Origin of the sequence: Gulosibacter sp., from assembly GCF_052090685.1 — a bacterium.
Classification (GTDB): Bacteria; Actinomycetota; Actinomycetes; order Actinomycetales; family Microbacteriaceae; genus Gulosibacter.
Genome location: NZ_JBQDBE010000010.1, coordinates 24,709 through 49,790 on the forward strand (window position 1 = coordinate 24,709; position 25,082 = coordinate 49,790).

General features: G+C 60.5%; 23 protein-coding genes, 1 tRNA gene and 1 pseudogene. 17 read left to right on the forward strand and 8 right to left on the reverse strand.

Annotation, left to right across the window (positions count from 1 at the left end; genetic code table 11):
* Window positions 1-14: 14 nt before the first annotated feature.
* Window positions 15-1,541 (reverse strand): RNB domain-containing ribonuclease, encoded by a 1,527-nt coding sequence (locus ACTHXA_RS08145; protein WP_441671205.1) that lies wholly within the window; start codon window positions 1,539-1,541, stop codon window positions 15-17.
* 73 nt (window positions 1,542-1,614) lie between these two features.
* On the opposite strand from ACTHXA_RS08145, the gene ACTHXA_RS08150 reads away from it, so the two are divergent.
* A complete protein-coding gene (locus ACTHXA_RS08150; RefSeq protein WP_441671391.1) occupies window positions 1,615-3,183 on the forward strand; it encodes a nitrilase-related carbon-nitrogen hydrolase in 1,569 nt (522 codons plus the stop codon).
* On the opposite strand, the gene ACTHXA_RS08155 is transcribed toward ACTHXA_RS08150, so the two are convergent.
* Both ACTHXA_RS08155 and ACTHXA_RS08160 read right to left on the reverse strand, forming a co-directional pair.
* On the reverse strand, window positions 3,095-4,297 hold the full coding sequence (locus tag ACTHXA_RS08155; RefSeq protein WP_441671207.1) for an MFS transporter: 1,203 nt from the start codon (window positions 4,295-4,297) through the stop codon (window positions 3,095-3,097). The genes ACTHXA_RS08150 and ACTHXA_RS08155 overlap by 89 nt on opposite strands.
* 178 nt (window positions 4,298-4,475) lie before the next feature.
* Window positions 4,476-4,561 (reverse strand) — tRNA-Leu (locus ACTHXA_RS08160).
* Window positions 4,562-4,705: 144 nt separating this feature from the next.
* On the opposite strand from ACTHXA_RS08160, the gene ACTHXA_RS08165 reads away from it, so the two are divergent.
* The 3 genes from ACTHXA_RS08165 to mshC are packed head-to-tail and all read left to right on the forward strand — an operon-like array spanning window position 4,706 to window position 8,198.
* Entirely contained in the window at window positions 4,706-6,022 is a 1,317-nt protein-coding gene (locus ACTHXA_RS08165; protein ID WP_441671209.1) for a M20/M25/M40 family metallo-hydrolase, read from the forward strand.
* Window positions 6,023-6,069: 47 nt separating this feature from the next.
* The gene (locus tag ACTHXA_RS08170; RefSeq protein WP_441671211.1) at window positions 6,070-6,915 is read left to right on the forward strand and encodes an undecaprenyl-diphosphate phosphatase; all 846 of its coding nucleotides are present in this window, start codon (window positions 6,070-6,072) and stop codon (window positions 6,913-6,915) included.
* A gap of 20 nt (window positions 6,916-6,935) precedes the next feature.
* Entirely contained in the window at window positions 6,936-8,198 is a 1,263-nt protein-coding gene (mshC, locus tag ACTHXA_RS08175) for a cysteine--1-D-myo-inosityl 2-amino-2-deoxy-alpha-D-glucopyranoside ligase (RefSeq protein ID WP_441671213.1), read from the forward strand.
* 70 nt (window positions 8,199-8,268) lie between these two features.
* Here the strand turns inward: mshC and ACTHXA_RS08180 are convergent, their stop codons facing one another.
* Window positions 8,269-9,189, reverse strand: a complete 921-nt coding sequence (locus tag ACTHXA_RS08180) for a PAC2 family protein (protein WP_441671215.1) — start codon at window positions 9,187-9,189, stop codon at window positions 8,269-8,271.
* Window positions 9,190-9,265: 76 nt separating this feature from the next.
* On the opposite strand from ACTHXA_RS08180, the gene ACTHXA_RS08185 reads away from it, so the two are divergent.
* The 11 genes from ACTHXA_RS08185 (at window position 9,266) to lnt (ending at window position 20,666) form a co-directional block, all read left to right on the forward strand.
* Window positions 9,266-9,949 (forward strand): HAD family hydrolase, encoded by a 684-nt coding sequence (locus tag ACTHXA_RS08185; protein ID WP_441671217.1) that lies wholly within the window; start codon window positions 9,266-9,268, stop codon window positions 9,947-9,949.
* 46 nt (window positions 9,950-9,995) lie between these two features.
* Window positions 9,996-11,066 (forward strand): tRNA (adenine-N1)-methyltransferase, encoded by a 1,071-nt coding sequence (locus tag ACTHXA_RS08190; protein WP_441671219.1) that lies wholly within the window; start codon window positions 9,996-9,998, stop codon window positions 11,064-11,066.
* Entirely contained in the window at window positions 11,063-12,019 is a 957-nt protein-coding gene (locus tag ACTHXA_RS08195) for a hypothetical protein (protein WP_441671221.1), read from the forward strand. Before ACTHXA_RS08190 ends, ACTHXA_RS08195 begins: the two co-directional genes overlap by 4 nt.
* An 81-nt stretch (window positions 12,020-12,100) precedes the next feature.
* Complete coding sequence (locus tag ACTHXA_RS08200; protein ID WP_441671223.1) at window positions 12,101-13,069, forward strand: FKBP-type peptidyl-prolyl cis-trans isomerase; 969 nt, start codon at window positions 12,101-12,103, stop codon at window positions 13,067-13,069.
* Between the two features lie 9 nt (window positions 13,070-13,078).
* Entirely contained in the window at window positions 13,079-14,122 is a 1,044-nt protein-coding gene (locus tag ACTHXA_RS08205; protein ID WP_441671225.1) for a helix-turn-helix transcriptional regulator, read from the forward strand.
* Window positions 14,122-15,084: a helix-turn-helix transcriptional regulator gene (locus tag ACTHXA_RS08210; RefSeq protein ID WP_441671227.1), complete on the forward strand. Its 963-nt coding sequence runs from the start codon at window positions 14,122-14,124 to the stop codon at window positions 15,082-15,084. The genes ACTHXA_RS08205 and ACTHXA_RS08210 overlap by 1 nt, the downstream gene beginning before the upstream one ends.
* 24 nt (window positions 15,085-15,108) lie before the next feature.
* Window positions 15,109-15,477, forward strand: a complete 369-nt coding sequence (locus ACTHXA_RS08215) for a hypothetical protein (protein WP_441671229.1) — start codon at window positions 15,109-15,111, stop codon at window positions 15,475-15,477.
* Window positions 15,478-15,768 (forward strand): Sec-independent protein translocase subunit TatA, encoded by a 291-nt coding sequence (gene tatA, locus ACTHXA_RS08220; protein WP_441671231.1) that lies wholly within the window; start codon window positions 15,478-15,480, stop codon window positions 15,766-15,768.
* A gap of 5 nt (window positions 15,769-15,773) precedes the next feature.
* Window positions 15,774-16,604: a twin-arginine translocase subunit TatC gene (gene tatC / locus ACTHXA_RS08225; RefSeq protein WP_441671233.1), complete on the forward strand. Its 831-nt coding sequence runs from the start codon at window positions 15,774-15,776 to the stop codon at window positions 16,602-16,604.
* Window position 16,605: 1 nt separating this feature from the next.
* Window positions 16,606-19,029, forward strand: coding sequence for a DEAD/DEAH box helicase (locus ACTHXA_RS08230; RefSeq protein WP_441671235.1), 2,424 nt, complete (start codon window positions 16,606-16,608; stop codon window positions 19,027-19,029).
* Between the two features lie 5 nt (window positions 19,030-19,034).
* Window positions 19,035-20,666 carry an apolipoprotein N-acyltransferase gene (lnt, locus tag ACTHXA_RS08235; RefSeq protein WP_441671393.1) on the forward strand — a complete coding sequence of 544 codons (1,632 nt, stop codon included), beginning with the start codon at window positions 19,035-19,037 and terminating at the stop codon, window positions 20,664-20,666.
* 246 nt (window positions 20,667-20,912) lie between these two features.
* Here the strand turns inward: lnt and ACTHXA_RS08240 are convergent.
* Both ACTHXA_RS08240 and ACTHXA_RS08245 read right to left on the reverse strand, forming a co-directional pair.
* Window positions 20,913-21,266 (reverse strand): annotated as a pseudogene (locus tag ACTHXA_RS08240) (RNA polymerase-binding protein RbpA); the annotation flags it as partial.
* Between the two features lie 101 nt (window positions 21,267-21,367).
* Window positions 21,368-22,105 carry a glycerophosphodiester phosphodiesterase family protein gene (locus ACTHXA_RS08245; RefSeq protein ID WP_441671237.1) on the reverse strand — a complete coding sequence of 246 codons (738 nt, stop codon included), beginning with the start codon at window positions 22,103-22,105 and terminating at the stop codon, window positions 21,368-21,370.
* Between the two features lie 84 nt (window positions 22,106-22,189).
* Here ACTHXA_RS08245 and ACTHXA_RS08250 point away from each other — a divergent pair, with 84 nt between their 5' ends.
* On the forward strand, window positions 22,190-22,966 hold the full coding sequence (locus ACTHXA_RS08250; RefSeq protein ID WP_441671239.1) for an SDR family oxidoreductase: 777 nt from the start codon (window positions 22,190-22,192) through the stop codon (window positions 22,964-22,966).
* 109 nt (window positions 22,967-23,075) lie between these two features.
* Here ACTHXA_RS08250 and ACTHXA_RS08255 read toward each other — a convergent pair whose 3' ends face one another.
* A complete protein-coding gene (locus ACTHXA_RS08255; protein WP_441671241.1) occupies window positions 23,076-23,507 on the reverse strand; it encodes an SRPBCC family protein in 432 nt (143 codons plus the stop codon).
* Between the two features lie 95 nt (window positions 23,508-23,602).
* Complete coding sequence (locus tag ACTHXA_RS08260) at window positions 23,603-23,782, reverse strand: hypothetical protein (RefSeq protein WP_441671243.1); 180 nt, start codon at window positions 23,780-23,782, stop codon at window positions 23,603-23,605.
* Window positions 23,783-24,079: 297 nt separating this feature from the next.
* Here ACTHXA_RS08260 and ACTHXA_RS08265 point away from each other — a divergent pair, with 297 nt between their 5' ends.
* Window positions 24,080-25,018: a CPBP family glutamic-type intramembrane protease gene (locus ACTHXA_RS08265; protein WP_441671245.1), complete on the forward strand. Its 939-nt coding sequence runs from the start codon at window positions 24,080-24,082 to the stop codon at window positions 25,016-25,018.
* Window positions 25,019-25,082: the final 64 nt, after the last annotated feature.

Genomic DNA, 25,082 nt, shown 5'->3' on the forward strand with positions numbered 1-25,082 from the left:
GTCTGAGTCGCCGTTTAGGCCTCAGCCGGATACTCGAAGCGGACCTTTCGTGTTTCGACATCGGCCTCGACGAGTCGCACTTGGATTGGTCTACCGTGCGGGACATCCCCGCGGCACTGCGCAATCACCGGCGGATTGAATACAAAGATTTCGGCGTGATGTTTCTCATCGGCGCTGCGAAGGAGTCCGGCGTCGAATACTTGACCCACGGCATCCTGCAGTGCGACTGCCTCAGCGAGGTTGATTGCTTCATTGTCAACCGAATTTGCTTGCTGAGAGGAACGCTTGAGGAGTCCGGGAAGCTCTGGCAGCACGGCGACAACATCCGCCGGAACAGTGCCTTTGAGCTGCTCGTCTCGATTGCTGAGATTCACCCAGTCGCGGCCGAATTCGAGGCACGCCTCGCTCGCGTATCGATCGCCCAATCGGCGGATGGGTGCCGTGGCGTGCGCGTACTCACTTGCCACACCGGCATGCCACGCTTCTGGGCGCTCAGGCACAGGTTGATCGGCCACATCGAAGGCGAGATAACCAGAACCGCGCAACAGTTTCGTGGCTGCGGAATGCAACGCCATCGCGCTGAGATCCGCGGGGTCGAGTGAGGCGAGCAGCGTACCAGGAGATTCCGATTCCTCAGTTGCAATGCCAAGGGCACGCGCGGCGGCAAAAAACTGCGCGACCGTCTCTTCGTTCGGTGATGGCAAGGTACGCAGCAGCCCCGTGCCGCCGGCGAGCATGATCCGTGCCGCAGCGAATCCGGTGGCGAGCGAACACTCGGCATTCCAGGCATCCATTTGTGTGCGTGGCTCGAGCCGAAGCGTCCAATTCTGACCGTCAAAACTCAGATCCTGTTCGGGAAGCTGGAGTTCAACCGCACCACGCTCGCGGGCACGCTGCTGTCTGACTGTGCCGAACTCGGGCAATGCGGAGATCGGCTCGGGCAGCGGCTCGCCGACATCGTATCGAGCTTGCAGGGCAGGGTAGTCGAGCCGTTCGCGCACGTGCACGACGGCACGACGGACGCGTCCCCGCAGCAACGCACCGTCCGCCGCGGTTTCGAGCTGCCACAGGACGGCCGGTCGGTCCTGGCTCGCGACAAGACTCGCGATTTCTTCGGTGAGGATGCGCGGGTACAGCGGAACGCTGCCGTCCGGCAAGTAAATGGTTTCGCCACGTCGACGCGCTTCCACGTCGAGCGCGCTGTCAACCGGAACGAACGCCCCCACATCGGCAATCGCGTAGAACAGGGTGAACCCCTCGGCACTGTCCTCGGTGCCGCGTTCAATGCGAACGGCCTGGTCGAGGTCCTTTGAGCCCGGCGGGTCGATCGTGACCAGCTCGAGATCGCGCGCGTCGAAGCGCTCCGTGCTAAACGCATCCGACGCTGCGGCTGCGGCGTGTTCAAGCTCGGGGACGAACTCTGCGCTGAGCTCGAATTTCTCTCGGATGTACTGGAAATCGAGTTCTGCCATACTCCGGGGTGGTGCGCCAAGGCCGTTCTCGACGCTCGATTCCTTGGCATTGCCGGGAGTGTGAGTCATGCGGGGAGGCTACCGCACCGTCGCCGAATTAATACCGAATTCTTTGGGCTCTACACTCCGGAAGGTGACCACGATGCGGCAGCAGCGCACGGACGATGACTCGGCGAGCGCCGTCACCAGGGGCCCTGCGCCGAAGAGTCCATCCCTCGCAGCCAACCTTCCTCGAATCATCGCGGCGGTACTGAGCGGTGTATTGCTCGCCTGGTCATATGCCCTGGAGCCGAGCGTGGTGGCGGCATGGTTCGCACCGATTCCCCTGCTGATCGCGGCAATGCGGGTTCGCTGGACGCATTCGCTCGCCTTGGGTGCTCTCGCGGGCGCAATCGCATCCGCCTCGCTGTTTGGGTACATGGTCGGGCTTGGCGGCCCGGTGGATGCGCTGCTCATTACCGTCGCTCGTGCGGCGCAATGGGCACTCTTCGCCGTCATTGCCAGAGTGGTCGCGGTACGACTTCGATCGGCACCGGGGGTGTGGGTGCTGCCGGCGCTCATGGCCGGTTTCGAAGTGCTTACGGCGGCGGTATCGCCCCACGGTTCGGGCGGCTCGATTGTGTACAGTCAACTCGACGCGATACCGGTAATCCAGATTGCCTCCGTCGGGGGAGTTGCCGCGATCGCCTTCCTACTCGGTCTGTGGGCCAATATCGTGGCCTATCTCGCGGTGCTGGGTCTCGAACATCGATGGCGCGAGCTACCCAGTGTGGTGGCTCACGTACTGATCGTCTTGCTGTGCCTCGGATACGGTAGTTGGCGAGTCGCCGCACCATCGCCGACAACTGAGGCGAAGGGTCCGGTTGTAGCCATGATCGGGACAAGCCGATTCGAAGGCGTCCCGGAGAATTGGCAAGAGGTGTGGGAAGCGTATATCCCTGCTATCACCTCGGTAGCCGAAGAACAGGGCGCTCAGATCGCTGTGCTTCCCGAGAAAATCTTTCAGGTGGATGCGGATGAAATCAATCTCGTCCTCGAGGAATTCCAGGGGCAGGCAGCACAAGACAACCTCACGCTCGTGGTGGGCGTCGACGAACGAACCACGGCGGCGGATGGCAGTGAGATCGCCTACAACCGTGTCTATTCGGTCTCACCGGAGGGGGAGATCGCCGTCTACGACAAGCGGCACATGATCCCCGGAGGCGAATCGCATTTCACTACCGGTTCCGGTCCCAAGGTGACCAGCGCTGCAGGAGCGTCAGCGAGCTTGCTGATCTGTAAGGACATGGACTTCCCGAATACGGTGCGCGACTCCGTTGCCGGGGCGGCAGTGATATTGGTACCGGCTTGGGATTTTTTCGAGGATGCATGGTTCCATTCCCGGATCGCGGTGCTGCGCGGGGTTGAAAACGGCGTGCCGATCGCGAGAGCCGCGCGGGATGGCTTCCTTACTCTGAGCGATGCGACCGGCCGCATCATCCTCGAGGAGACCGCTGAAGTTGAAGAGGTCCGCGCGTTAGTCGGGCGGATCCCGCCTGCGACACCGACGGCCTATGCCTTGGTGGGGGATGTATTCGGTTGGGCTGCGCTGGGCTTTTTCGGTGTGGTGATGCTGGTCTTGCTCAGCCGGAATCCTCACCGAAATGAGCATCCTTCGAGGGAATCAACAGGAGCGACGCCAGTGGAGCAACCGCAAGTAGCGCGAAACTGATCGGATAGCCAACCAGCGTAATGAGCGCACCGAGTGCGGGCGGCGCCACGGAAGTGGTGATGAATTGCCCGGTGTTTTGAATGCCGAGCGCTTTACCGGACCATCGCGGTCCCGCAGCTTCCGCGACGGAAGTGAAGGCGAGTCCGTTATCGGCAACGCTGATCGTGGTTGCGAGGATGAACAGCACGGCAGCAGCAACCTCAATTTGTACTGCTGCGACACCAGCGAGTGCGAGAAACAGCAGGATTCCCGTGAGCGCAACCCAGCGCAAGACTCGTACTCGACTTCCCACTCGGTCGCTCAGCGCTCCAATGGCGATGCGGCCGAACGCACCCACAAACTGTGCCGCAGCAACAATGCCCCCAGCGAGCGCAGCATCCATTTCGAGACCGACCACAAACCAGACCAATCCGAAGGTGGACAGGGTGAACTGGGGCACCACCAGCAGCACCGATACGGTGTGAATGCGCAGGAGGAATGTGCTGCGCCGGTAGGGGTTGGTCGATTTTCCGTTCATCACTGTCCCACCCGCGGTAACCGTGGTCGCGATGATCGGCGGATTGTGAATGCCAATCAAACACACTACGGCGAACGCGAGTGTAACGAGCCCGGAGACCAGCAGCGTGGCGGATATTCCATGGGCCTCGGCGGCAGGTGGAATAACGAGCGCCGCGATGGCAACGCCAAGTGGCTGAGACATCTGGCGTATGCCCATGGCGAGGCCGCGTCGGTGTTGCGGAAACCAGCCGACGACCACGCGACCGCTTGCGGCATTCACGCTGGCGGCACTCGCACCGACAAGGACCAGCACCGCACCGAGGAGAATGAAGTTGGCGGCGAGCGGCGCGAGCATCGCGAACAGGCCAGCGAGCCCGGTACCGAGCGCGATTACCATCCGCTCGCCTCGGCGGTCGGCAAGCCAGCCCCAGGCAATGAGCGTGAGCATCATGCCGAAGTTTGGCGCCGCGGCAAGCAGGCCTGCTTCCGCGAGGGTCATGCCCTCTTGAGTGTGCAGCAGCGGTATGACGAATACCGGAACCGAAACGAGCACGGTGCCCGCGGCCTGGGCGAGGACGCTAAGGAGAAGTGCCCACCAGGCTTTGGGATGGATCATATTCCCCGATAGTAGTGAGCGACGCGAATTCCCGCGTAGGCATTGCACCTAGCGCTCATCATGGTTCGTACTTCAACCATGATGAGCGCCAGCTGCAATGACAACGGCGCCCAAACCCACCACTGGAAAACAAAAATCTCGGCACACCGTGAGAACGATGTACCGAGATTCCACTTCGTGCGCGAAGGGGGACTTGAACCCCCACGACCTAATGCGGTCACTAGCACCTCAAGCTAGCGCGTCTACCAATTCCGCCATCCGCGCGAAGTGTGTCTGACATAACTTTCGTTGTGTCGGGCACGAGGAACTACATTAGCACCGTATTTTCGAGATCTGCAAATTACGTCGGTGTGACGCCAAAATGACTCCAGCCAACGCCAATCTGTGCGCCTCAGTATGGTTGGCATTATGACCTCTGAAAATCCGCTGCTTAACGACCCAACGGTGATCGCAACGCGAGAGCTGATCCGCATTGACACCACGAACTGGGGCAACGGTCGAAGCGAGGGGGAGCGGGAAGCCGCGGAGTACCTCGACGCGCGGTTGAAAGCGATGGGGCTGGAAACCACGGTGTTTGAATCGGAGCCGAGGCGAACATCCCTTGTCGCCCGCGTCCGCGGCGCAAACCCGGAAAAGCCCGCGCTGGTCCTGCACGGACACACCGACGTCGTGCCGACGAATGCGGCGGATTGGAGCGTGGATCCGTTTGCGGCCGAGGTGAAAGACGGCTGCATCTGGGGCCGCGGCGCGGTCGATATGAAAAACATGGATGCGATGATCATCACCGCTCTCGAGCAGATTTTTGCGACAGGAAAGCTCCCAGAACGGGATCTCATCATCGCGTTTTTTGCGGATGAGGAAGATGGCGGAAAGCTCGGCGCGCACTACGCGGTGAATGAGTTCCCCGAGCTCTTCGAAGGCGCAACCGAGGCGGTGAGCGAGGTCGGTGGCTACTCAATCGCGATCGATGGGAAACGGGCCTACCTCTTGCAGACCGGCGAGAAGGGAATGGTGTGGCTCAAGCTGCGGGCAAAGCGCCCAGCAGGGCACGGCTCCCGATTCGTCGCCCGTGAGCACAACGCGGTGACCAGTCTCGCCGAAGCGATCGTTCGGCTGACACATCACGACTGGTCGCTGCGGCTGACCGACACCACGCGAGACATGATCGACGCACTGTGTGCCCTCACCGGCGAAGACGCCACCCAGATCTCACCGGATGAGCTGGTGTTGCGCACCGGCTCCGCAGCGAGCTGGCTGACCGCGGCGCTGCGAACGACCGTGAACCCGACCCAGCTTGATGCCGGCTACAAGCACAATGTCATTCCTTCGGAAGCAACTGTGGCGATTGACGCCCGTCCGCTTCCCGGTGAGGAAGAAGCATTCCTCGAGACCGTTCGCGAACTGGTTGGGCCCGGTATCGATGTTGAAATTGACTGGAAATTCCTCGGTGCTGAAGCCCCTTCATCCGGCCCAATCGTCGACGCCGCCACGGCGGCACTCGACCGTCATGACCCCGGCGCCATCGTGATTCCATATCTCCTTCCCGCGGGAACGGACAATAAATCCCTCGCGCGACTGGGCATTAATGGCTACGGCTTCGCACCGTTGAAGCTGCCGCTGGATCTGGATTTCCCCGCAATGTTCCACGGGGTGGATGAACGGGTGCCGCTGGAATCCCTCGTGTTTGGCCGCGAGGTGCTTGCCGACTTTTTGCTCAACTATTAGGGCGTAGACTCTCTCGCTGGTCATTACGCAAATAGAAAGCTGAGCGCATGAGCTGGTTTGATGCGATCATCCTCGCCATCGTGCAGGGTCTCACGGAGTTTCTCCCCATTTCTTCGAGCGCGCACGTTCGGATTGTGGGGGAACTCGTCGGCACGGCCGACCCCGGTGCGACCTTTACCGCGATTATCCAGATCGGTACGGAACTTGCCGTGCTGGTGTACTTCTGGAAGGACATCGTTCGCATCATCAGACAGTGGCTTGGTTCGCTGCGCGGCAAGGTGCCTCGGAACGACCCGGATGCCCGAATGGGCTGGCTGATAATTATCGGCTCGATTCCGATTGTGGTGCTCGGCGTGCTGTTGCAAGACCTCATTCGCGATCAGTTCCGATCCCTGTGGATCATCGCCACCACGCTCGTCGTGTTCGGTATTTTCCTCGGCATTGCGGATGTGCTGGGCAAACGCGAGAAGCAACTCGACAAGCTCAATATGAAAGACGGCCTGATCTACGGATTCGCGCAGGCAATGTCCTTGATCCCCGGTGTGTCCCGATCGGGTGGCACGATTACCGCAGGACGCCTGATGGGTTACGACCGGCCATCGGCGGCGCGATATGCATTCTTGCTCGCCGTCCCCGCAGTGCTCGGCTCCGGTGGCTACGAGCTCTATAACGCACTCACCGAGACGAGTGAGGCAACGGCCATTGCCTGGGGGCCAACGATCCTGGCGACGATTATCGCCTTCGCGGTCGGCTGGGCCGTGATCAAATTCCTCATGAAGTGGATCGAAACCCGTAGCTTCATGCCGTTCGTGATCTACCGAATTGCGCTCGGGACGCTGCTGTTTGTGTTGCTCGCCTTTGGCGTAATCGACCCGCTTTCCGGTACTGCCTAACAACTGCGTAGACTAGGCGAGTGATTCGCACTACGACTTGGACTTCGCCTGAGGTACCCAAACTCTCAGGAAACCCCGTTCCCGTTTCGCTGTTCAATACCGCGACCGAGGAAATCGAGCCGGTAAAGACCGTGTCGGGGGTCGCACGCTTATATGTCTGTGGCATCACCCCCTACGACGCGACTCACCTCGGGCATGCCGCGACCTATCTCGCGTTTGACACGCTGGTGCGTGCGCTCAAGCAGGCCGAGGTGCAGGTCGAATACTCTCAAAACATCACCGACGTTGATGACCCACTCTTTGAGCGTGCGAATGCCACGAATGTTGACTGGCAAGAGCTTGCTGCGAGCCAGACGGATCTTTTCCGCGGCGATATGGCAGCGCTTCGGGTGGTGGCGCCCACGGATTATGTCCGCGTTCAGGATGTCATTCCTGAGATCGCGGAAGCGGTCGGCGTCTTGCTCGAAAAGGGCGTGGGCTACACCGTTGCGACACCCGAGGCGACGGGGGAGGACGTCTATTTCGACCTCGCCGCAGCGCAGCAAGGTGATCTCTATGACCTCGGTGGCATGAGCCACTTCTCCCCAGAACAACTCGCGGAGTCTTTCGTCGAGTTTGGGGGCGACCCCGAGCGACCTGGCAAGCGTTCCCCCCTTGATCCGCTGCTGTGGCGTGCGGCGCGGGATGGCGAACCGAGCTGGGATTCGCCCGCGGGAATGGGGCGTCCCGGATGGCATGTCGAGTGTGCCGTCATCGCGACTCGTACCCTCGGGGATTCGGTCAGCGTCCAGGCAGGTGGCCGCGACCTGCGGTTCCCGCACCATGAGATGACCGCCGCGCACGCGGCCGCGATCACCGATGAACGTTTTACCGAGCACTACGCACACGCGGGACTGGTTGCCTTCGAAGGCACGAAGATGTCGAAATCCCTCGGCAACCTCGTGCTCGTCTCGAAGCTGACGGAAGCCGGTCACGATCCGGCCGCGATCCGGTTGACGGTACTCGCGCACCACTACCGGGAGAACTGGGAGTGGTTCGACACCGAACTGCTGAGAGCAACCGAGCGTCTCGAGACCTGGCGCGCCGCGGCGAAGCGCGCCACACAGTCGGAGGAAATCACTTCGGCTCCCGATAGCTCGGCACAGATTCGGGCAGCAATCGCGAATGACCTTGATACGCCGCGGGCGATCGAGCTGGTGGATGCGTGGGCTGCTGTGGAGCACCCGGATGCCGCGCTCATCGAGGTCGTGGACGCGATACTCGGGATCGACCTGGCGGGCTAGAGTTCGAAACGCGCTGTGCAGCGCTTATTCGCTCCGTAGCGCCGTGACCTTCGGCGAGCGCTAGCGCTCCCTAGCTCCGCGGTTCGTTGCCGCGACCTGCAGCCCCGTCCTCGTCATCGTCTCGAGCGAGGAAGCGCTCAAATTCGGCCGCGATCGCGTCACCGGTGGCCGCATCCGAGTCAACAACGTCTCGAGCCTCTTCGAGATAACGCACGTAGGTCTGCAGATCCTCGTCAGACTCCACCGCATCCGTGATCTGTTTCTCCCAGGTGATCGCTTCGGCGAGCAGTTCACTGCGATCAAATTCGAGACCGAGCAGATCGCTGAGCTTGTCCATGATCGCCAGCTGCGCCTTCGGCGAAGAGTTCTCGGTGCCGCCGGTGTAGTGGGGCACCGACGCCCACATCGACACGACCTGCATGCCAGCTTCGCGGGCAGCGTGTGCGAGCACTCCGGGGATCCCGGTCGGCCCCTCGTACTTTGACTCTTCAAGTGCGAGTTCCGTACGGGTCTGGTCGTTATCGCTCGTGAGGAAAACCTGGATATCGCGGGTGTGCGGCGCATCCGCGAGCAGCGCCCCCACGATGACGATGCGAGTGATCGACTCTCGTTCGCACGCCTCAATCACCTCGCGAGCGTAGGTGCGCCAGCGCATGGACGGCTCGGTACCGGTCAGGGTGTAAATCCGTTGCGGTTCGGGCGAAATCTCGGCGTCATCGATACTTTGCGGAACAATTGGGCCGGTCAGCGTGGTCGCTGGCCAGCGGATGACACGCCGACCTTCGTCGTTGAACTCTGAGCGGGGTCGATGCGTCGCGTATTCGTAGTAGTCCTCATCGTCGATGCGTCGGATGACACGATTCACGCCGATGTGCCGTCGCAACTCTTCGACGGCCTCGCTCGCAGCTTCACCAGCATCACTCCATCCGAGCATGGCGAGCACGAGCGTGCGACCTGCGCGAAATGAGTTGGGGGTGGCGGAATGAGGCACAGTTAAAACTCCTGAAGTGGTTAAGCGGTTCTCTCCAGCCTAAACGCGATCACGGTCCCGCGTAGACTAGGGCGCTATGACCGCCAATTCTCCGGCGGCCGTTCTCTGGGATATGGACGGCACGCTTGTCGAAACCGAACCCTATTGGATCACTGCCCAATCAGGCCTTCTGGAACGCCACGGGCTGCCACCACTGACACCCGACCAAGACCTCCAGCTCGTCGGGAGTTCGCTTCCCGCTGCTGCAGAGCTTTTTCGCAGCCTCGGAGTGCCCATGGCCATCGAAGAAATTGTGGCCACCATTTCCAATGAGGTCATTGATCTCATCAGCGGTGGCCTTATCGTCCGCCCAGGTGTGCACGAGCTGCTCGCAGAATTGCACGCACATGACGTGCCGACCGCGATCGTCACGAATTCGGGTCGAGACCTGGTGGATGCGGTGCTCCCGCACCTGAATGGCCACGAGTTCGACACCATCATCACCAGCGAAAGCGTCAGCAACGGCAAGCCCCATCCCGAGGGGTACTTGCTCGCGGCTGAACAACTCGGCGTCAGGAGCGAGCACTGCGTCGTTCTCGAAGACTCAGTGAACGGACTCGGGGGCGCGATTGCGGCCGGTGCGGTGCCAATCGGGATTCCCTTTGAGATAGCCCTCGAACCAAACCCAAGTTTCATTCGCGTGGAATCGCTCGAAGAGTTGGACTGGATCTCGCTCCAGGCCCTCTTTCGAAATTTCCTCAGTGCCGGCGCTCGTCGCTAGCTGCCACACCACTATCTTTGCCACCCCAATCAACGAAACGAGATCAATGCACGCTGCCCCAGCATCCGGCCCTTTTCGAGCCGGAGAACGAGTTCAACTCACCGATCCAAAGGGTCGGCTCACGACCATCTGGCTTGAGTCGGGGAAGCAGATGCACTCGCATCAGGGCACGATTGCGCACGATGAGCTAATCGGCCTCGCGGATGGTTCGGTCATCGCCAGCAGTGAGGGCACTCAGTACTTGGCGCTGCGGCCACTGCTGACCGACGTCATCATGTCGATGCCACGAGGCGCCGCGATCATCTATCCGAAGGATGCGGCCATGATTCTCGCGAAGGCCGATATCCGGCCCGGTGCGCGCGTGGTGGAAGCGGGAGTTGGTTCCGGGGCACTGTCACTGTGGATTCTGCGAATGCTTGGCGGTACAGGATCACTGAAGAGCTTCGAGCGTCGCCCCGAATTCGCCGATGTTGCCCGCGGCAACGTTGTCAGTGTTACGGGCGCCGAACCCGAGAACTGGGAGATCGTGCTGGGCGATCTTCAGGATGCGCTTCCCGGCGCCTGTGAGCCCGGCTCCGTCGATCGCGTGGTGCTGGACATGCTCGCGCCATGGGAATGCTTACCTGCAATCTCAGACGCGCTTGTCCCGGGCGGTGTGCTGCTCTGCTACGTCGCCACGGCAACCCAACTTTCGCGCGTGGCGGAGGAGATTCGCGCATCGGGAAACTACTCGGAGCCGGATGCGGAAGAAACGATGGTGCGCGGCTGGCACGTGCAGGGACTCGCTGTCCGCCCGGACCATCGGATGGTCGCCCATACCGGATTTCTGATTTCGGCGCGTCGGCTCGCCCCCAACACCGTGCTCCCGGCAAAGCAGGTGCGCGGGTCGAAGACTCCCGCTTCGCTGGCGGATACCGAAGCCTGGACCCCGAGCGATGATGCGGCGTGGACCTCCGCTGCACTTGGTGAGCGCCAAGTCAGCGATAGGGTGCTCCGTAAACGCGGACGAGAAGCCACCAACGGCGCGGAACGAACCCGCGCGGCAGCTTCGGGGGACATAATGGACTCCGGCAGCCAACAGCCAACCGAACACAACGAAGGGAAGGCGACCGAGTGATCGTCGCGAAATTCCGTAAGCCAGCCATCGCAGCCCTGGGAGTAGTGGCACTTGCCGGACTCACCGCTTGCGCACAGATTCCCGCGAGTGACAACGTCACCAATTGCGAGCCGGCGACAGCCTTCGCGGTAGAAGTGACCGGGGATGGCGAAGGCCAGGTCATTAACGAGAATGCGATCGCTTCGTTCGGACTCTCCATCGCTCTGGAAGACGGCACCGAGATTGTCTCGCCGACCGAACTCATGCAGATGCCCGACGGCACGGTGGGTCCGGTAAACCTCAACTACCTGAGTAGCTTCCCCGCACCCATGTTTGGCGGCATGCCCGTGGACTTCTCCTCGGTGGGTGAAGCAATGAAGTGCGCTCAGGCGGGCGAACAGGTTAACGCGACGATGCGAGTTGACCAGCTCTTCCCTGAAGAGATGGCGGCGTCGCTTCCGGAAGACCTTGCCTCCCAGTCAGCCATCGTCTCGGTCGACGTCAACCAGGTCTATCACTCCGCTGCATCCGGTCGTATCAGCCCCCAGCAGAATGGCATTCCCGCCGTTGTCACCGCACCCGACGGCACTCCCGGAGTGACGATGCCGCAGGAGCAAGCACCGACTGAGCAGCGAGTCGGTGTCACCATCAACGGCTTCGGGCCCAAGGTTGAGGAAGGGCAAAAGCTCACCCTGCACCTGAGTGCATTTGGTTGGACAGACGGAACCCAGCTGCTGACCACCTGGGGCAACCAGGGTCCCGCGCTCCAGCTTCCCGCCGGTCCTGGCGACGCGGTATACGACATTACGACGCAGCTGGTTGGCAAAAGCGTCGGTTCCCAGGTCGTCGTAGTGGTGCCTGCGAGCGCGATCGCCGCGGCGCCGGATAGCTCCTTCGGTCCGGACCTGGGTCAGGGCGACGCTGTCGTTTTTGTCGTCGACATTCTCGGGGCCGAATCGCTCGACGCACAGTAGCGCAGCGTCGAGTAATTCACCTCACTGCCACGGCCTCAGCGGCACACCGTCGCAATCAACACCTCGTAGAAATTGGACCTCATGCGTTCTCGCTCATCACTACTCGTTGCTGGTGCACTCAGCCTTGCGCTCATCCTTAGCGGATGCGCCGGCACAGACCCGGAGTCTTCGACCGGCCCGACACCAGATATCGGCGCGTCACCGAGCTTCGAGATCATCGAGGACGGTGAAGCCATTTCCAACGCGGTCATTTCAGAGAACTTCGGCGACACTCCCGAGGTGACGTTGCCAGCTGCAGATCTTGTGGGCGAGCAAATGGAACGAACCATTGTCGTGGAGGGCGACGGCGAGCCACTGACCAGTGAGTCGATGGTCGTCATGAAGCAGGGTGTCTACGACCTGGGCACCGGCGAGGGCGGTGAGTTCATGCCAATTCAGGGTGGTGTGCAACTCAACAATCCACAGCTTCCCGCGTATATGGCAGCAATGCTCGCTGATGTGCCGGCAAACTCGCGAATCGGGGTGATTGTTCCGGCCGAAGTCATGCTTGGCAGCACCACGGGTGCCGAAAATGTGTCGCCGATGCTGCTGGTCCTCGATGTGCAGAGCATCGCAGCCGGGGACGCTGCCGATGGCGAACCGCAAGAAGCAACCCAGGATCTAGTGACGGTCACGGGGGAACCGGGTGCGCAGCCCACCATCGAGGTGCACTCGGATCAGCCGGAACCCACCGAGCAGGTCATCGACGTCACAATCAAGGGTGACGGTGCCACCGTCGAGGCCGGTGACTTCGTGACCGTGCAGTACACGGGCTTGCTGTTCAGCGACGGCACGGAATTCGACTCGAGCTGGACCAACGGGGGGACTCCGATCTCCTTTGAAACCACCGGGGTAGTGGAGGGATTTGCCAACGCACTGGTAGATCAAACGGTCGGCTCCCGTATCACGACCGTGTTCCCCTCGGAGCTGGGCTACGGCGACCAAGACACCGGCACCATCCCTCCCGGTTCCACGCTCGTGTTCGTCGTCGACATTATTGCCACGATGTAGCGTCGAATTATGGCCGCGAAACCAAACCCCGCCCTTTCTGCAAGCCACCAACGCCAGATGCGATTGCTCGTCCGACTGCTCGAGGCCCCGCATCCGATCACCTCGGAAGAAATCTACCAGTCGGTCGCGGAATATCGTCAGCGTTATGATGCCGAAGGCCGAAGCGACAGTCTCGAGAAGATGTTTGAGCGCGACCGAGCGCTGCTGGCAGATACCGGCATTGAGATTGAAACCGTGGCCGATCCAACAGCTCCGGGGGATCGCGCGCGCTATCGGTATCAGGTGAAGCAGGATGCGGCCGGTGGTACCAGCATTGAACTCACAGCCGAAGAGATTTTGCTGGTCAATGAGGCCACTTCGGCGTGGCTCGACCCGAACCTGCAGTCTGCCGCTCGCCAGACCTTCGTAAAGCTGCTCGGTCAGGGCGACTCGGGCGCCGAACTCCAGCCATCCTCGCCCCGCACGGTGGTCTCGACTGCGCCGCAGTTTGGTGCGCTTCGTGACGCGGTGGCGAATCGACGCCGGATCGGATTCGAATACCTGAAGCAACAGAGCGCCACCCCTGAGCAACGGGACGTGGATGCCCTGCACCTCTTTGTCCACCGCGGCCGGTGGCTCCTGCACGGCTATGACCACCATCGGAGTGCACCGCGAAACTTCCTCCTCACGCGCATCCTCTCGGACATCACCGATCTCGGTGCACACGATCGAAAGTTGCCGCGCGATAGGGATGTCGTCGCCTCGCTGGAGGCTCTCGCGGAAGAGAATCCGGTTTGGGTGCAAGTGAAAGTCGGCAGCGAGGCACAGGTCCGCCTCAGCGCGCGGGGAGAGCCGGTGTCGACGGCGGACAACCACGATGGTTGGCAAGAACTCCTCGTACGCGATTGGGACCACGGTTTGCTCACGGATGAGCTCGCCGGTCTCGGTACACAGGTGCACGTGGTGAAACCAGCTGCCGTGCGCGATGGCGTCCGCGAACGACACGAAACAATGCTGCGCGTACATTCCGACGCCGCGGCAGCGCATCCGAACCCGGCGGAAGAAGGCGAGTGATGGCGCAATCAACTCGAATTGACCCGGTGCTGATCATGTCGGTGCTCACCTTCCTTCGCCGACACGAACACGGCTACGATCTCGCCGACATGGCGAGCTATTTCGGTGTCAGTAGCGAGCGGATGCTCGAGGTGATCGAGTTTCTTTGGGTACTTGAATTCCCGGACACGGTGCTGAGCGGTTCGGAGAACATGTTTGACTTCGATGCCGAGGGACTCGAGGCGGAAGAACCGTGGGTGAAACTCACCCACGATCCCGCTGCCAGAGTGGCACGACGTTTCGACCCGCAGGAACTCGCGACGGTGCTGATTGGACTCGACGCGATTCGAGAGCACCGAAGCGAATCCGAACGGGAAATCATTGACCGGCTCTCCGCGAAATTACTCGGTCGTGATCCCGAGACCGGTGCGAAAAACCGTGACGAGAACCCGGTGATCACCGCAATGCGTCGTGCACTTGATCGTGGCACGCAGCTCGAACTGGACTATTTTGCTGAACACGCCGATGCACCTGAACGACGGGTCGTTGACCCGCTTCGACTCGAAGTACATGGTGCGATGGTCTATCTCAGCGCCTATTGTCATCTGCGGCAGGGGATGCGCTGGTTCCGTCATGACCGGATTCTTTCCTTCAAAGAGCGTGACGAGCCGATCGGGACGTACAGCGAGACTGAACGCAATCACCCGCTTCAGGTGCGGGGAAAATCGATGCCGGAGCTGGAGCTAGCGATCGCACCGAGCGCGTTCTCCACGTTGCGACCGTATTTGAACGGCAAGAAGTTTCCGCCGCTCGACGCGGATGGCTTCTCACGCTGCCGAGTCTTCTTCCGCTCGTATCACGTGGCGGCAAAACTCGCTGCCGAGCATGCCGGTGCCGTCATCGTAGAAGGGCCGCCCGAGGCACGCGCATTTATGGCCTCTTGGGCACAAGCGGCACTTGCGAATGAGCGCACGGAATCCTAGTAGAGCGCGTAGACTTGATGAATTATGTCGTGGTGGTCGTGGGTGCTCATTTGGACGGGACTCGTAGTCCTGCTCATCGCAGTGCTCGTGATCGGTGCGCTCTGGCTATGGCGGAAGCTCACGGCGCTCATGCCGGAAATTGACCGACTGCAGCTGCTGAACGAAGAACTGGGCAGGCTTGCTGAAGAAGCCGCAGTGCCATACGAACCCCGTCGATCTGCCATCCTGCGACCTTCGCGCGAGGTGTTTGATGAGCGGGACGCGTTCGTCGAAGCAAGAGACGCACGCCGAGAGGAACGACGCGAGCGAAAGCTCGAACACGCAAATACACTGATACACGCCGATCCGATGCAGTACGCATATTTGGTCGAGCACCCTAGGAAGGGACAATAGATGCCACTGGGAAATATGGGGGGATGGACTTTTGTCATCCTCGTCATCATTATTCTGCTGCTCTTTGGCGCCACTCGACTGCCGAAATTGGCCAAGAGTCTCGGGGAGTCGATGCGTATTTTTCGCGGTGAGATGAAGTCGATGAATGCTGATGACTCAAAAGCCGGTACCGAAAATGGCACCGCACAACGAGCGTCCGACGCGGGCACGGCACCGAACAGCGCATCCGACACAAGCGATCGGAAGCCAACCGACTCCGCTTCGGACGGCCCCGACACCGCAGCTAGGTAGCGTCGATGGCGGCTACGCCGCGGAAGCGATCGAAATACTCGAATAAACGCAATCCGGAAGGACGGATGCGGTTTGTCGAGCACCTCATCGAGTTCCGCAACCGACTGATCGTGTGTGCGATCGCGATCGTAATCGGCATGATTGGCGGATTTCTACTTACCGACTCGGCGCTCGATCTCATCCGTCGCCCCATCGAAATCATCTCGGAGTCTCGCGACGGTCGAGTCTCAATCAACTTTGCCAATGTGACCACCGGCTTCGATCTGCGCATGCAGATCGCGTTGACGCTTGGCATCGTGATCGCATCTCCGGTGTGGCTCTACCAGGTGTGGATGTTTCTCATGCCCGGACTCAAGAAGACTGAGCGACGCTACGCCATTGGCTTCCTTGGCGCCGCGATCCCACTGTTTCTTGGGGGAGTTGCGCTCGGCTTCGTGCTGATGCCACGCATGATCGAAGTGATGGCGATGTTCGTGCCCACCGAGGATACGGTGTTTTATGACGCCAAGACCTACTACTCCTTTGTATTGACCCTGTGCCTGGCCGTGGGCGTGGCATTTGTCGTGCCGGTCATTCTGGTGATGTTGAATTTCGCCGGTCTGATTTCGGGAAAGTCGATTTTGAGTGGCTGGCGCTGGGCAGTGCTTATCGCGGCACTCTTTGGCGCGATTTCGACCCCGGCAGCGGATGTCCTGAGCATGATCCTGCTGATGATCCCGATGATCGCGCTCTACTTCATTGCGGTTGGAATTGCCCTCTTGCATGACCGGCGACAGCGAAAACGGGATGAGAAACTAAGTAAAGACCTTCTGAGCAACACCGAGGTGGGAGAGTAGCTTGACTGAGCCAAGCGCCGCTGAACGGTTCGCCCGTGCAAAGAAGCGCGCGACACTTCCCGAGCTTGAACTCTTTCGAAGCCTGCAACGCTTCGACCTCGACGACTTTCAAACAGCATCCTGTGAATCGCTCGAAGCGGGCCGATCGGTGCTCGTTGCCGCACCGACGGGTGCGGGAAAAACGATCGTTGCCGAGTTCGCCGTATTTCTTGCGATGCGGGACCCGAACGCCAAGATTTTCTACACCGCGCCCATCAAGGCGCTCTCGAATCAAAAATACCGCGAGTTCGTTGCCGACTATGGCCCGAGCGAAGTCGGGCTGCTCACCGGTGATGTCAATATCAACTCCCAAGCGCGCATTGTGGTGATGACCACCGAGGTGCTCCGCAATATGATCTACGCGGGCAGCGAGCTGATGACCGACCTCGCGTACGTGGTGATGGACGAAGTTCACTATCTCGCGGACCGTTTCCGCGGCGCGGTGTGGGAAGAAATCATTATCCACCTGCCCAGTGAAGTCCGGTTGGTGTCGCTTTCGGCTACCGTCTCGAACGCGGAGGAATTCGGCGATTGGCTCCAGGCCGTGCGCGGTGAGACCGACGTGATTGTGTCGGAGGTTCGACCAACACCGCTGTATCAGCACGTCCTCGTCGGGTCGCGACTGCACGACCTCTTCCGCACCAAACGCGAGCAATTGACCGACCAGGTCAACCCGGACCTCGTTCGAGCGGTGCAACAATACCGGGGCACCGGCGGCTACGGCCGGTCACGTCGCGGGCGAGACGTTCCACGGCACACCCCCAGGCTCGATCGGGGACCGTTCGTTGACATGCTCGACGAGTATGAGCTGCTTCCCGCAATCTTCTTTATTTTTTCTCGAGCCGGATGCGACGCTGCCGTGCAGCAGGTGGTTCGCACCGGAGTGCGGTTGACCTCTCGTCAAGAGCAAGATGAGATTCGCTGGATCGTGGAGGAACGCACGAGAAATATTCTCGAGGAAGACCTCGCGGCACTCGGTTTCTGGGAATGGCAGGATGCGCTGGAACGCGGCGTCGCAGCGCACCACGCGGGACTCTTACCCGCATTCAAAGAGATCGTTGAGGAGCTGTTTCAGCGCAAGCTCGTCAAGGTCGTCTTCGCCACCGAAACGCTCGCCCTCGGCATCAACATGCCGGCACGCACCGTGGTGCTCGAGAACCTCGAGAAATTTAATGGTGTCTCACGCGTGCCCATCACGCCGGGGGAGTACACACAACTCACCGGCCGCGCCGGACGCCGAGGAATCGACACCGAGGGGCACGCGATCGTGCAGTGGCGTGAAGGCGTGCAGCCCGAGGGTGTGGCGAGCCTGGCATCCAAGCGCTCGTACCCGCTCAACTCTTCATTCCGACCTACCTACAACATGACGGTGAACCTCACTGATCGCTTCGGACGTGAACGCACCCGGGCACTACTGGAATCATCATTCGCTCAGTTTCAGGCCGATCGAGCGGTCGTGGATATTGCCCGGCGAGTCAAGCAGCAGCGCGAAGCATTGGCTGGGTACGCCGAGGCAATGCACTGCGATCGCGGTGACTTTCTCGAATACTCGAAGATCCGCCGCCAACTCAGCGAACTCGAGAAACAAAAAATCCTCAAGGACGATCCGAAAGCGAATGCGCGTCGCGAGGAACGCAGCCAGGAGTTGCAGGCGCTGCGGTCCCAAATGCGCAAACACGGCTGCCACGACTGCCCAGAGCGAGAAGACCACGCCAGGTGGGCAGAACGCTATTGGAAGCTCATGCGCGATACCGATCGACTCAGCAATGAGATTTCCCGTCGAACCGGCGCGGTTGCGCGAACCTTCGACCGGCTCACCGATCTGCTTCTCGAACTTGGCTATCTCAAACAGGGAGAGACCGAGGATGAACTCAACACCACCGCACACGGGCAGCGGTTGAAACGGATCTTTGGTGAGCGCGATCTGCTGGTTGCCGAATGCATCCGCCGGCAGGTGTGGCTCAACCTCGAGCCGGAAATGCTCGCCGCGATGGCCTGTGCGCTCACCTATGAACCTCGCCGCGAAGAAGAAAATCCGCCCATTGGCCACCTGCCGAAGGGCGCATTTCGCGAGTCGCTCGCCCGCACTGAAGAGCTCTGGGAGCGACTCGACCACCTCGAACACGAGCACCGAGTGCCGCGTACGAACGAGCTCGCAACCGGACTCGTGCCGGCAATGTACCGGTGGGCCTGCGGTTTCCCGCTCGATCGGGTGCTTGAGAAAGCCGATTTGGCGGCCGGTGACTTCGTGCGCTGGTGCAAGCAAGCCATAGACCTACTGGACCAGATTTCCCAAGTGGAAACCGGCAAGCTGTCGACCGCAGCCCGTAAGGCTGGGGAGCTTATTCGACGCGGCATCGTCGCCTACTCCGAGGCGAATCAGTGAGCCAAATGCTCACGCAGCGAAGCCCATCGCTCACCGAGCACTCATTGGCTACGGTTCGGCACCCGACTCGGCCGCTCGCCATGCCAGCCGCAATAGCGGCGAGTCTTGCCGGGGCGCTGATTCTTCCGCTCGCGTTCCCGGATCGAGGTTGGTGGCCCTGCGCCTTCATTGGTGTCTTCCTTATTCTTTGGGGTGTCCGAGGGCAACGACCAAGGGATGCTGCCTCGCTCGGTTTCGTCTCCGGCCTCGTGTTTTACCTGTCGCATGTGCTGTGGACCTCACTGTTCTTGGGGCCGGTGCCCTGGATAGCGCTGTGCGTGCTCATGGGGCTCTGGTGGGCGGCAGCGTTTCCGTTTATCGCCCTCGCATATCGACGCCTACCCTCCCGCGCGGGAATGCTCCAACCGCTCGGTGCGCTGCCACTGGCTGTGGCCGGGTTGTGGACGCTCCGTGAGGCACTGTCATCGACCGTTCCCTACGGGGGATTTTCGTGGGGGAGACTCGCTCAGTCGCAATCGGATGCGCCCTTTGTGGAAATAGTGTCCTGGATCGGCCTCAGCGGACTCAGCTTTGTCATGGTGTGGTTGTGTGCCTTTGCGCTCGAGCTCGCGCACCTACCGAAGCGCACACCACTGGTGCCGAAGGGAACACCACTGAAGCCGGAGCGAGGCTTCGTGGAGCCGTTGTGGCGTCTTGGCGTATTCGCTTTGATTGCCTCCCTGCTCGCAGCCTGGCCGCTGTGGCCCACGCACGAAACGGGCACCGTGCGCATCCTCGCCGTGCAGGGTGACACACCCGGCGCGAGCTATTTCATCAGTTCGGAACGGGGGGAGATCCTCACCGCGCATGCCGATCAAACCATTGCTGCCGAAGACACGAGCGATATTGACCTGGTGTTGTGGCCAGAGGGTTCCGTCGACGTGAGTCCCTGGTACTCAGAAGCCTCGGCAGGCATCCACGATCAAATCGCCGAGTACCTCGATGCGCCGATTCTGGCGAACACCGTGACCATGACTGGCGACTACAACGACCCCGACACTGAGTTCTTTAATACCCAGTATCTCTGGGTCGCGGGCGAAGGACCGGTGACGGGCTATGACAAAGCGCATCCAATTCCCTTCGGTGAGTACGTGCCGCACCGTGACTTCTATATGGCGCTCGCCCCCGATCTGGTCGGGCTCATTCAGCGCGAGTACACGCCGGGAACCCGCAGCAATGTGATTGCGAGTGAAGGAGTCCGATATGGAGTGTTCATTTGCTACGACATTGTTGATGACGCGCTGATTCGTGCAGCGATTGATGATGGTGCCGAGGTGCTGCTGACTCCCACCAATAATGCCGATTTTGGGTATACCGATGAGTCCGGGCAGCAGCTCGCCACCGCACGGCTGCGAGCGGTAGAGACGGGTCGGGCGCTCGTGCAGGCCTCGACGGTGGGATGGTCGGCGGCCTACCTTCCGGATGGCAGCGAAATTGCCGCGCTCGACTGGTATACGCCGGGATCCTTCACCGCGGAACTCCCGACGACGGACCACACCACGCTCGCGATGTTCTGGGGCAAGCACCTCGAAGTGTTCCTCGCGGGCCTGGGCCTGGTTCTCGTGCTGACCAGCCCGAAAATCCGGAAGCGGGCTTAACTGCAGGTGCCCCCGTTCGCTGAGAACGGGGGCACCTGCAGTCTCGAAGGTATCGGAAGAGCGCTACTTCTTCTTGGCTGCCGCAGCAGCCTTCTTGCGCTTTGCGGCCTTCTCCGCCTTCTCGGCGGCGACCTTTTCTGCAGCCGTCTGCGCCCGGGCGCGGTTTGCGAGTTCCGGGACGTTTTCGGGCACGCCTGCGCGACCGGAGGTCTGAGGTGCTCCTGCGGTTGGTTCGCGACGGTCGGCACGCTGGGTACCGCGTCGCTCGCGGAGGTGGTCGAGACGAATCTGCAGGACTTCCTCGAGTTCCTCAGCGGTGCGACGCTCGAGGAGCATGTCCCAGTGCGTGCGCTGTGCTTTCTGCTCGGGAGCCTCGTAAGGAACGAGGTCACCTTCCTCATCAAGGAGGCGTCCCTCAACACCGGTCTTTGGCGAGACCCATACCTCGGGGGCCTCTGCATCCGCCGCGAATGTCACGACGAAACGTGTGCCATCCTCAGCGCGGTAGGTACGGAGCTGGTGGTCAACAAGTACCACGCCCTCATCGCTCTGGAGGCTCTGCGATCCAAGTCGCATGCCGCGCAAACTGCGATCTGCCATTGCGGGCTCCTTTCACATCAAAAACGTGTGGGCAAGGGATTGCCGCACACACATCCATCAATTCTAAACGCATTGGGGCTGGAAAGTATTCCAGCGGCCGACTACGTCACTAGTGGGATGGCGCGATCCGCTCGATCCGTGACGATGCCGTCGACGCCAGCGTCGAGCCACTGTTGCATCTCAGCGGGATCATTAATGGTCCAGACGTGTACTTCTTTGACATGTCGCTTGTATGCGGCCAAGCGCGTCGGTGTGAGGAGCTGGATGCGCGCCATCTGTGGTGGCACCTGGACTACGTCACATTCGCTCAAGATTCTTGCGAGCCGTCGTTCATTCTTTTGCGCAATCGCAATGAGCGCCATCACCATCCGGCGCGACGAGGTGCCGTGGAAGGCGAGGGGGAGTAGCTCCCGCATTACCCTGCAGGTGCGTTCGGTGAAGGAAGTGAGCACCACGCGATTTTGTGCGTTGACCCATTCGATCCCCTCGCATACCGCTTCTGCGGCATTGACGTCCTTTACATCAATATTGAAGTTTGCCTCCGGCAGCGCCTCGAGCGCTTCAGCGACAGTCGATATTTGATGCTCTTTCCGGCCGCGCTGTTGCAACTCACCGAGGGTGAGATCCGAGATACGAGCTCGTGTGCCATCCCAGCGCTCGAGCGTGGGATCGTGCCACAGTACGGCCACACCGTCTCGAGTAATTTGCGCATCCGTCTCCATGTGCGTGATGCCAAGATCGAACGCGGCCCGGAACGCGGCAATCGTGTTTTCGGGTACTTCGAGGGCCAGCCCGCGATGCGCCAAAATACGCGGAGGCGCCGGTTCAAAATAGCCCATGGCTCTAGTGTGCACCCGCACCAGCCACTTTCTCGTGCGACTCGCCTTGAAGCGTGCGTGGAACTGCACAGTAGAATCGCACTCATGTCTGAAGCTATTGAAAATCCGCTCGCGCCAGGTTCGTTGAATGGTAAGCGCGTGCTCGTGACCGGTTCCTCGCGCGGTGTCGGCGCCGACACTGTGCGTTATTTTGCGCAGGCTGGCGCGAACGTGGTGGTTAACTACCGCAATAAAGAAGCTCGCGCCAAGAAGCTCGTTGACGAAATCAACGCAGCTGGCGGTACTGCGATCGCCATTGGTGCCGATCTCACGGATGAGTCCTCAGTCAACGCGATGATTGCGACCATTCGGGATGAGTTCGGCGGTCTCGATATTCTCGTCTTGAACGCATCCGGCGGAATGGAGGCGAACCTGGGGGAGGACTACGCGCTTCGACTCAATCGCGACGCTCAAGTAGGGATGCTGCAGGCAGCCCGAGAGATCTTCTCGGCCGACGCACGCGTGGTTTTCGTGACGAGCCACCAAGCTCACTTCATCAACACCACGCCAACGATGCCCGAGTATGAGCCGGTTGCACGGTCGAAGCGCGCGGGGGAGGATGCGCTGCTGGCGCTCGTGCCGGAGCTTGAAGCGTCTGGAATCGGCTTTGTTGTGGTGTCGGCAGACATGATCGAGGGCACCATCACCGCGACACTGTTGAATCGGCTCAACCCGGGTGCCATTGATCAGCGCCGGGAAGAGGCCGGAAAGCTGCTGAACGTGGCCGAGTTTGCCGCTGAGGTCGCGAAAGCCGCCGTAGAACCGGTACCTGCAGATAATCTGCGGCTTATCGGCGACATTTCTAGTTTTAACGCGGAATAAGCTGCGTCGCCGCGGATAGTTCGCGCGCCAACATTATGACAATCTAAGTGCGTTCTGCAGGCAGAGAATGGCCTGTGGAACGCACTTTATTCTCGCGGATGGCTTCCAGCTATTTGTCGAGGTGGTCACTCAGCGCCGCAAGGAAGTCGCGCCAAAAATCCTTCGATTCTGCGACGATGCGGTGACTGTTACTCGTCTCGGGCAGGCCAGATTCTACAAGCCGCAGGCGCGACTTATTCTTCAGCTGCGAGACATAGATACGCAGCTCGGAGCGGAAATTATCCGGCTCGGATTGCAATGCAATACGGATCTCTTCACCGGGGATGACCTTGGTGATGGCGCCGCTGATCCGCGAGAAATGCTTGCCCTTGGACTTACTTTGGCTCTTGATGGCGAAGCTGCCCTTGGCATTGTTCTTGATACGGATGCGGTAGCCGGGCCACCACTTGGATGCGTTTTCTTCGTCGGTCAGTGCCGACCAGACCTCTTCGGCTGATGCCCGAAAGCGGACCGAGATGTCAAGGGAAGGTTCGAAAGCCATAGATTGCGGGTGGAGCGGTCGTAGGGACTTCGGACTTAAACCAATACGCCACCTCTCAATGGGTGGCGCTTGGGGTTTTGACTTTGAATTAGAGCTTATTTTCGACTGCGGCCGACGACCTGCCAGGGGATGAAAAATGCCAGGGAATTCAGGAGCACTCCGGCGATGAAGACGAGCAGCGACAGCGTGTCGGACTCCATGTGGAAAGCGAGCGGGTAGCAAGCAATACCGGCAGCGAATACGAGCATGCAGCCAATGGCGATGAGGGCGCTCACAGAGAATCTCCCAACGTGACGATTAAAAACTTCTCCGCATGACTGCGGCGACAATGGACATACTACGCGATTTCACAGCTTCGGCGCGCACGTAGGGACAGCGAGCCGCGAGCTCGATACCTCCAAGTAATATCCGATAATGCACATTATGACAATCTAACTTCGGTGCCACTCTCCCCGGGGCACACGATCCGGTCTGCTCATATGTGGGACTCCGTACGCGTAGGGTTGCACGACGCCCTACCGCGTGCAGTCGAGCTTTGGAATGCCCGTTTAGGAAGCCTCGGAAAGTGAGTCATGAACCGCCGCGATATTCGTTCAATAGCCGTCTTCCTCATCCTTGCATTTGGCCTGTCTTGGCTCATCGCATTACCGCTGTGGCTTGGCGAAGGGCTCCTGAGCCCATGGTTTCCGCTCATTTCCCTCGCAATGATGTTCACCCCCGCCATCGCCACGCTTCTGGTCGTGTTCTTCATTGATAAGCCGTCCCGTAGCGTGCGAGCACTCGGCATATGGCCATTGAAACCGGTAGGAAGATTTATCGGTTATCTCGCCCTCGGGCTCATCGTGCCGGTCGCGCTCGTCTTGATCGCACTCCCCATCGGCGCCGCGCTTGGCCTCTACCCCGCGGACTTCGAAAACTTTTCTGGATTCCAACAGCTCGTGGATGCGCAACTTGCTGACGCGGGAGTGTCCGACATGGCGATTCCAATCGGTGTCTTGGTCGCGGCACAGCTCGCCAATATCCCGATCGGCGCGGCGATCAATCTCATCCCAGCACTCGGCGAAGAGCTCGGCTGGCGCGGCTGGCTCCTCCCCAAGCTGATGAAGCTCGGCACAATCCCTGCGCTCCTGCTCTCCGGCGTGATTTGGGGGCTCTGGCACGCACCGCTGATCTTGCTGGGGTACAACTACGCCGGTGCGCCAGGCTGGCTGGCCCTCATCATGATGGTGGGCATGTGCATCATCATCGGTGCCGTATTTGCCTGGCTGCGCTTGCGATCAGAATCCGTGTGGCCAGCAGCGTTGGCCCACGCCGCGTTCAATGCCGCCGCAGGTGCCCACCTGGTATTCGCACAAGCAGGCGCAGAAATTGACACCACTCAGGCCACGATCCTCGGCTGGTCGGGTTGGATCGTGCCACTGATCCTCGTGGTGGTGCTGCTTGCGACCGGGCAATTCACACCGGCTCCGCAAAAGCGTCGCCTGGAAGAAGAAAGCACACACCTCCAATAACCAAGGTGCTGGCGTTCGTGTGCACAACGAGCAACAGGCGAACACCGACGCTGAGAAGCAATAT

Bases quoted from the DNA above. Each gene is read 5' to 3' on its own strand.
- ACTHXA_RS08145 (WP_441671205.1), bottom strand. From the start codon at position 1,541: ATGACTCACACTCCCGGCAATGCCAAGGAATCGAGCGTCGAGAACGGC.
- ACTHXA_RS08150 (WP_441671391.1), top strand. From the start codon at position 1,615: ATGCGGCAGCAGCGCACGGACGATGACTCGGCGAGCGCCGTCACCAGG.
- ACTHXA_RS08155 (WP_441671207.1), bottom strand. From the start codon at position 4,297: ATGATCCATCCCAAAGCCTGGTGGGCACTTCTCCTTAGCGTCCTCGCC.
- ACTHXA_RS08165 (WP_441671209.1), top strand. From the start codon at position 4,706: ATGACCTCTGAAAATCCGCTGCTTAACGACCCAACGGTGATCGCAACG.
- ACTHXA_RS08170 (WP_441671211.1), top strand. From the start codon at position 6,070: ATGAGCTGGTTTGATGCGATCATCCTCGCCATCGTGCAGGGTCTCACG.
- ACTHXA_RS08185 (WP_441671217.1), top strand. From the start codon at position 9,266: ATGACCGCCAATTCTCCGGCGGCCGTTCTCTGGGATATGGACGGCACG.
- ACTHXA_RS08190 (WP_441671219.1), top strand. From the start codon at position 9,996: ATGCACGCTGCCCCAGCATCCGGCCCTTTTCGAGCCGGAGAACGAGTT.
- ACTHXA_RS08200 (WP_441671223.1), top strand. From the start codon at position 12,101: ATGCGTTCTCGCTCATCACTACTCGTTGCTGGTGCACTCAGCCTTGCG.
- ACTHXA_RS08205 (WP_441671225.1), top strand. From the start codon at position 13,079: ATGGCCGCGAAACCAAACCCCGCCCTTTCTGCAAGCCACCAACGCCAG.
- ACTHXA_RS08210 (WP_441671227.1), top strand. From the start codon at position 14,122: ATGGCGCAATCAACTCGAATTGACCCGGTGCTGATCATGTCGGTGCTC.
- ACTHXA_RS08215 (WP_441671229.1), top strand. From the start codon at position 15,109: ATGTCGTGGTGGTCGTGGGTGCTCATTTGGACGGGACTCGTAGTCCTG.
- tatA (WP_441671231.1), top strand. From the start codon at position 15,478: ATGCCACTGGGAAATATGGGGGGATGGACTTTTGTCATCCTCGTCATC.
- tatC (WP_441671233.1), top strand. From the start codon at position 15,774: ATGGCGGCTACGCCGCGGAAGCGATCGAAATACTCGAATAAACGCAAT.
- lnt (WP_441671393.1), top strand. From the start codon at position 19,035: ATGCTCACGCAGCGAAGCCCATCGCTCACCGAGCACTCATTGGCTACG.
- ACTHXA_RS08245 (WP_441671237.1), bottom strand. From the start codon at position 22,105: ATGGGCTATTTTGAACCGGCGCCTCCGCGTATTTTGGCGCATCGCGGG.
- ACTHXA_RS08250 (WP_441671239.1), top strand. From the start codon at position 22,190: ATGTCTGAAGCTATTGAAAATCCGCTCGCGCCAGGTTCGTTGAATGGT.
- ACTHXA_RS08255 (WP_441671241.1), bottom strand. From the start codon at position 23,507: ATGGCTTTCGAACCTTCCCTTGACATCTCGGTCCGCTTTCGGGCATCA.
- ACTHXA_RS08265 (WP_441671245.1), top strand. From the start codon at position 24,080: ATGAACCGCCGCGATATTCGTTCAATAGCCGTCTTCCTCATCCTTGCA.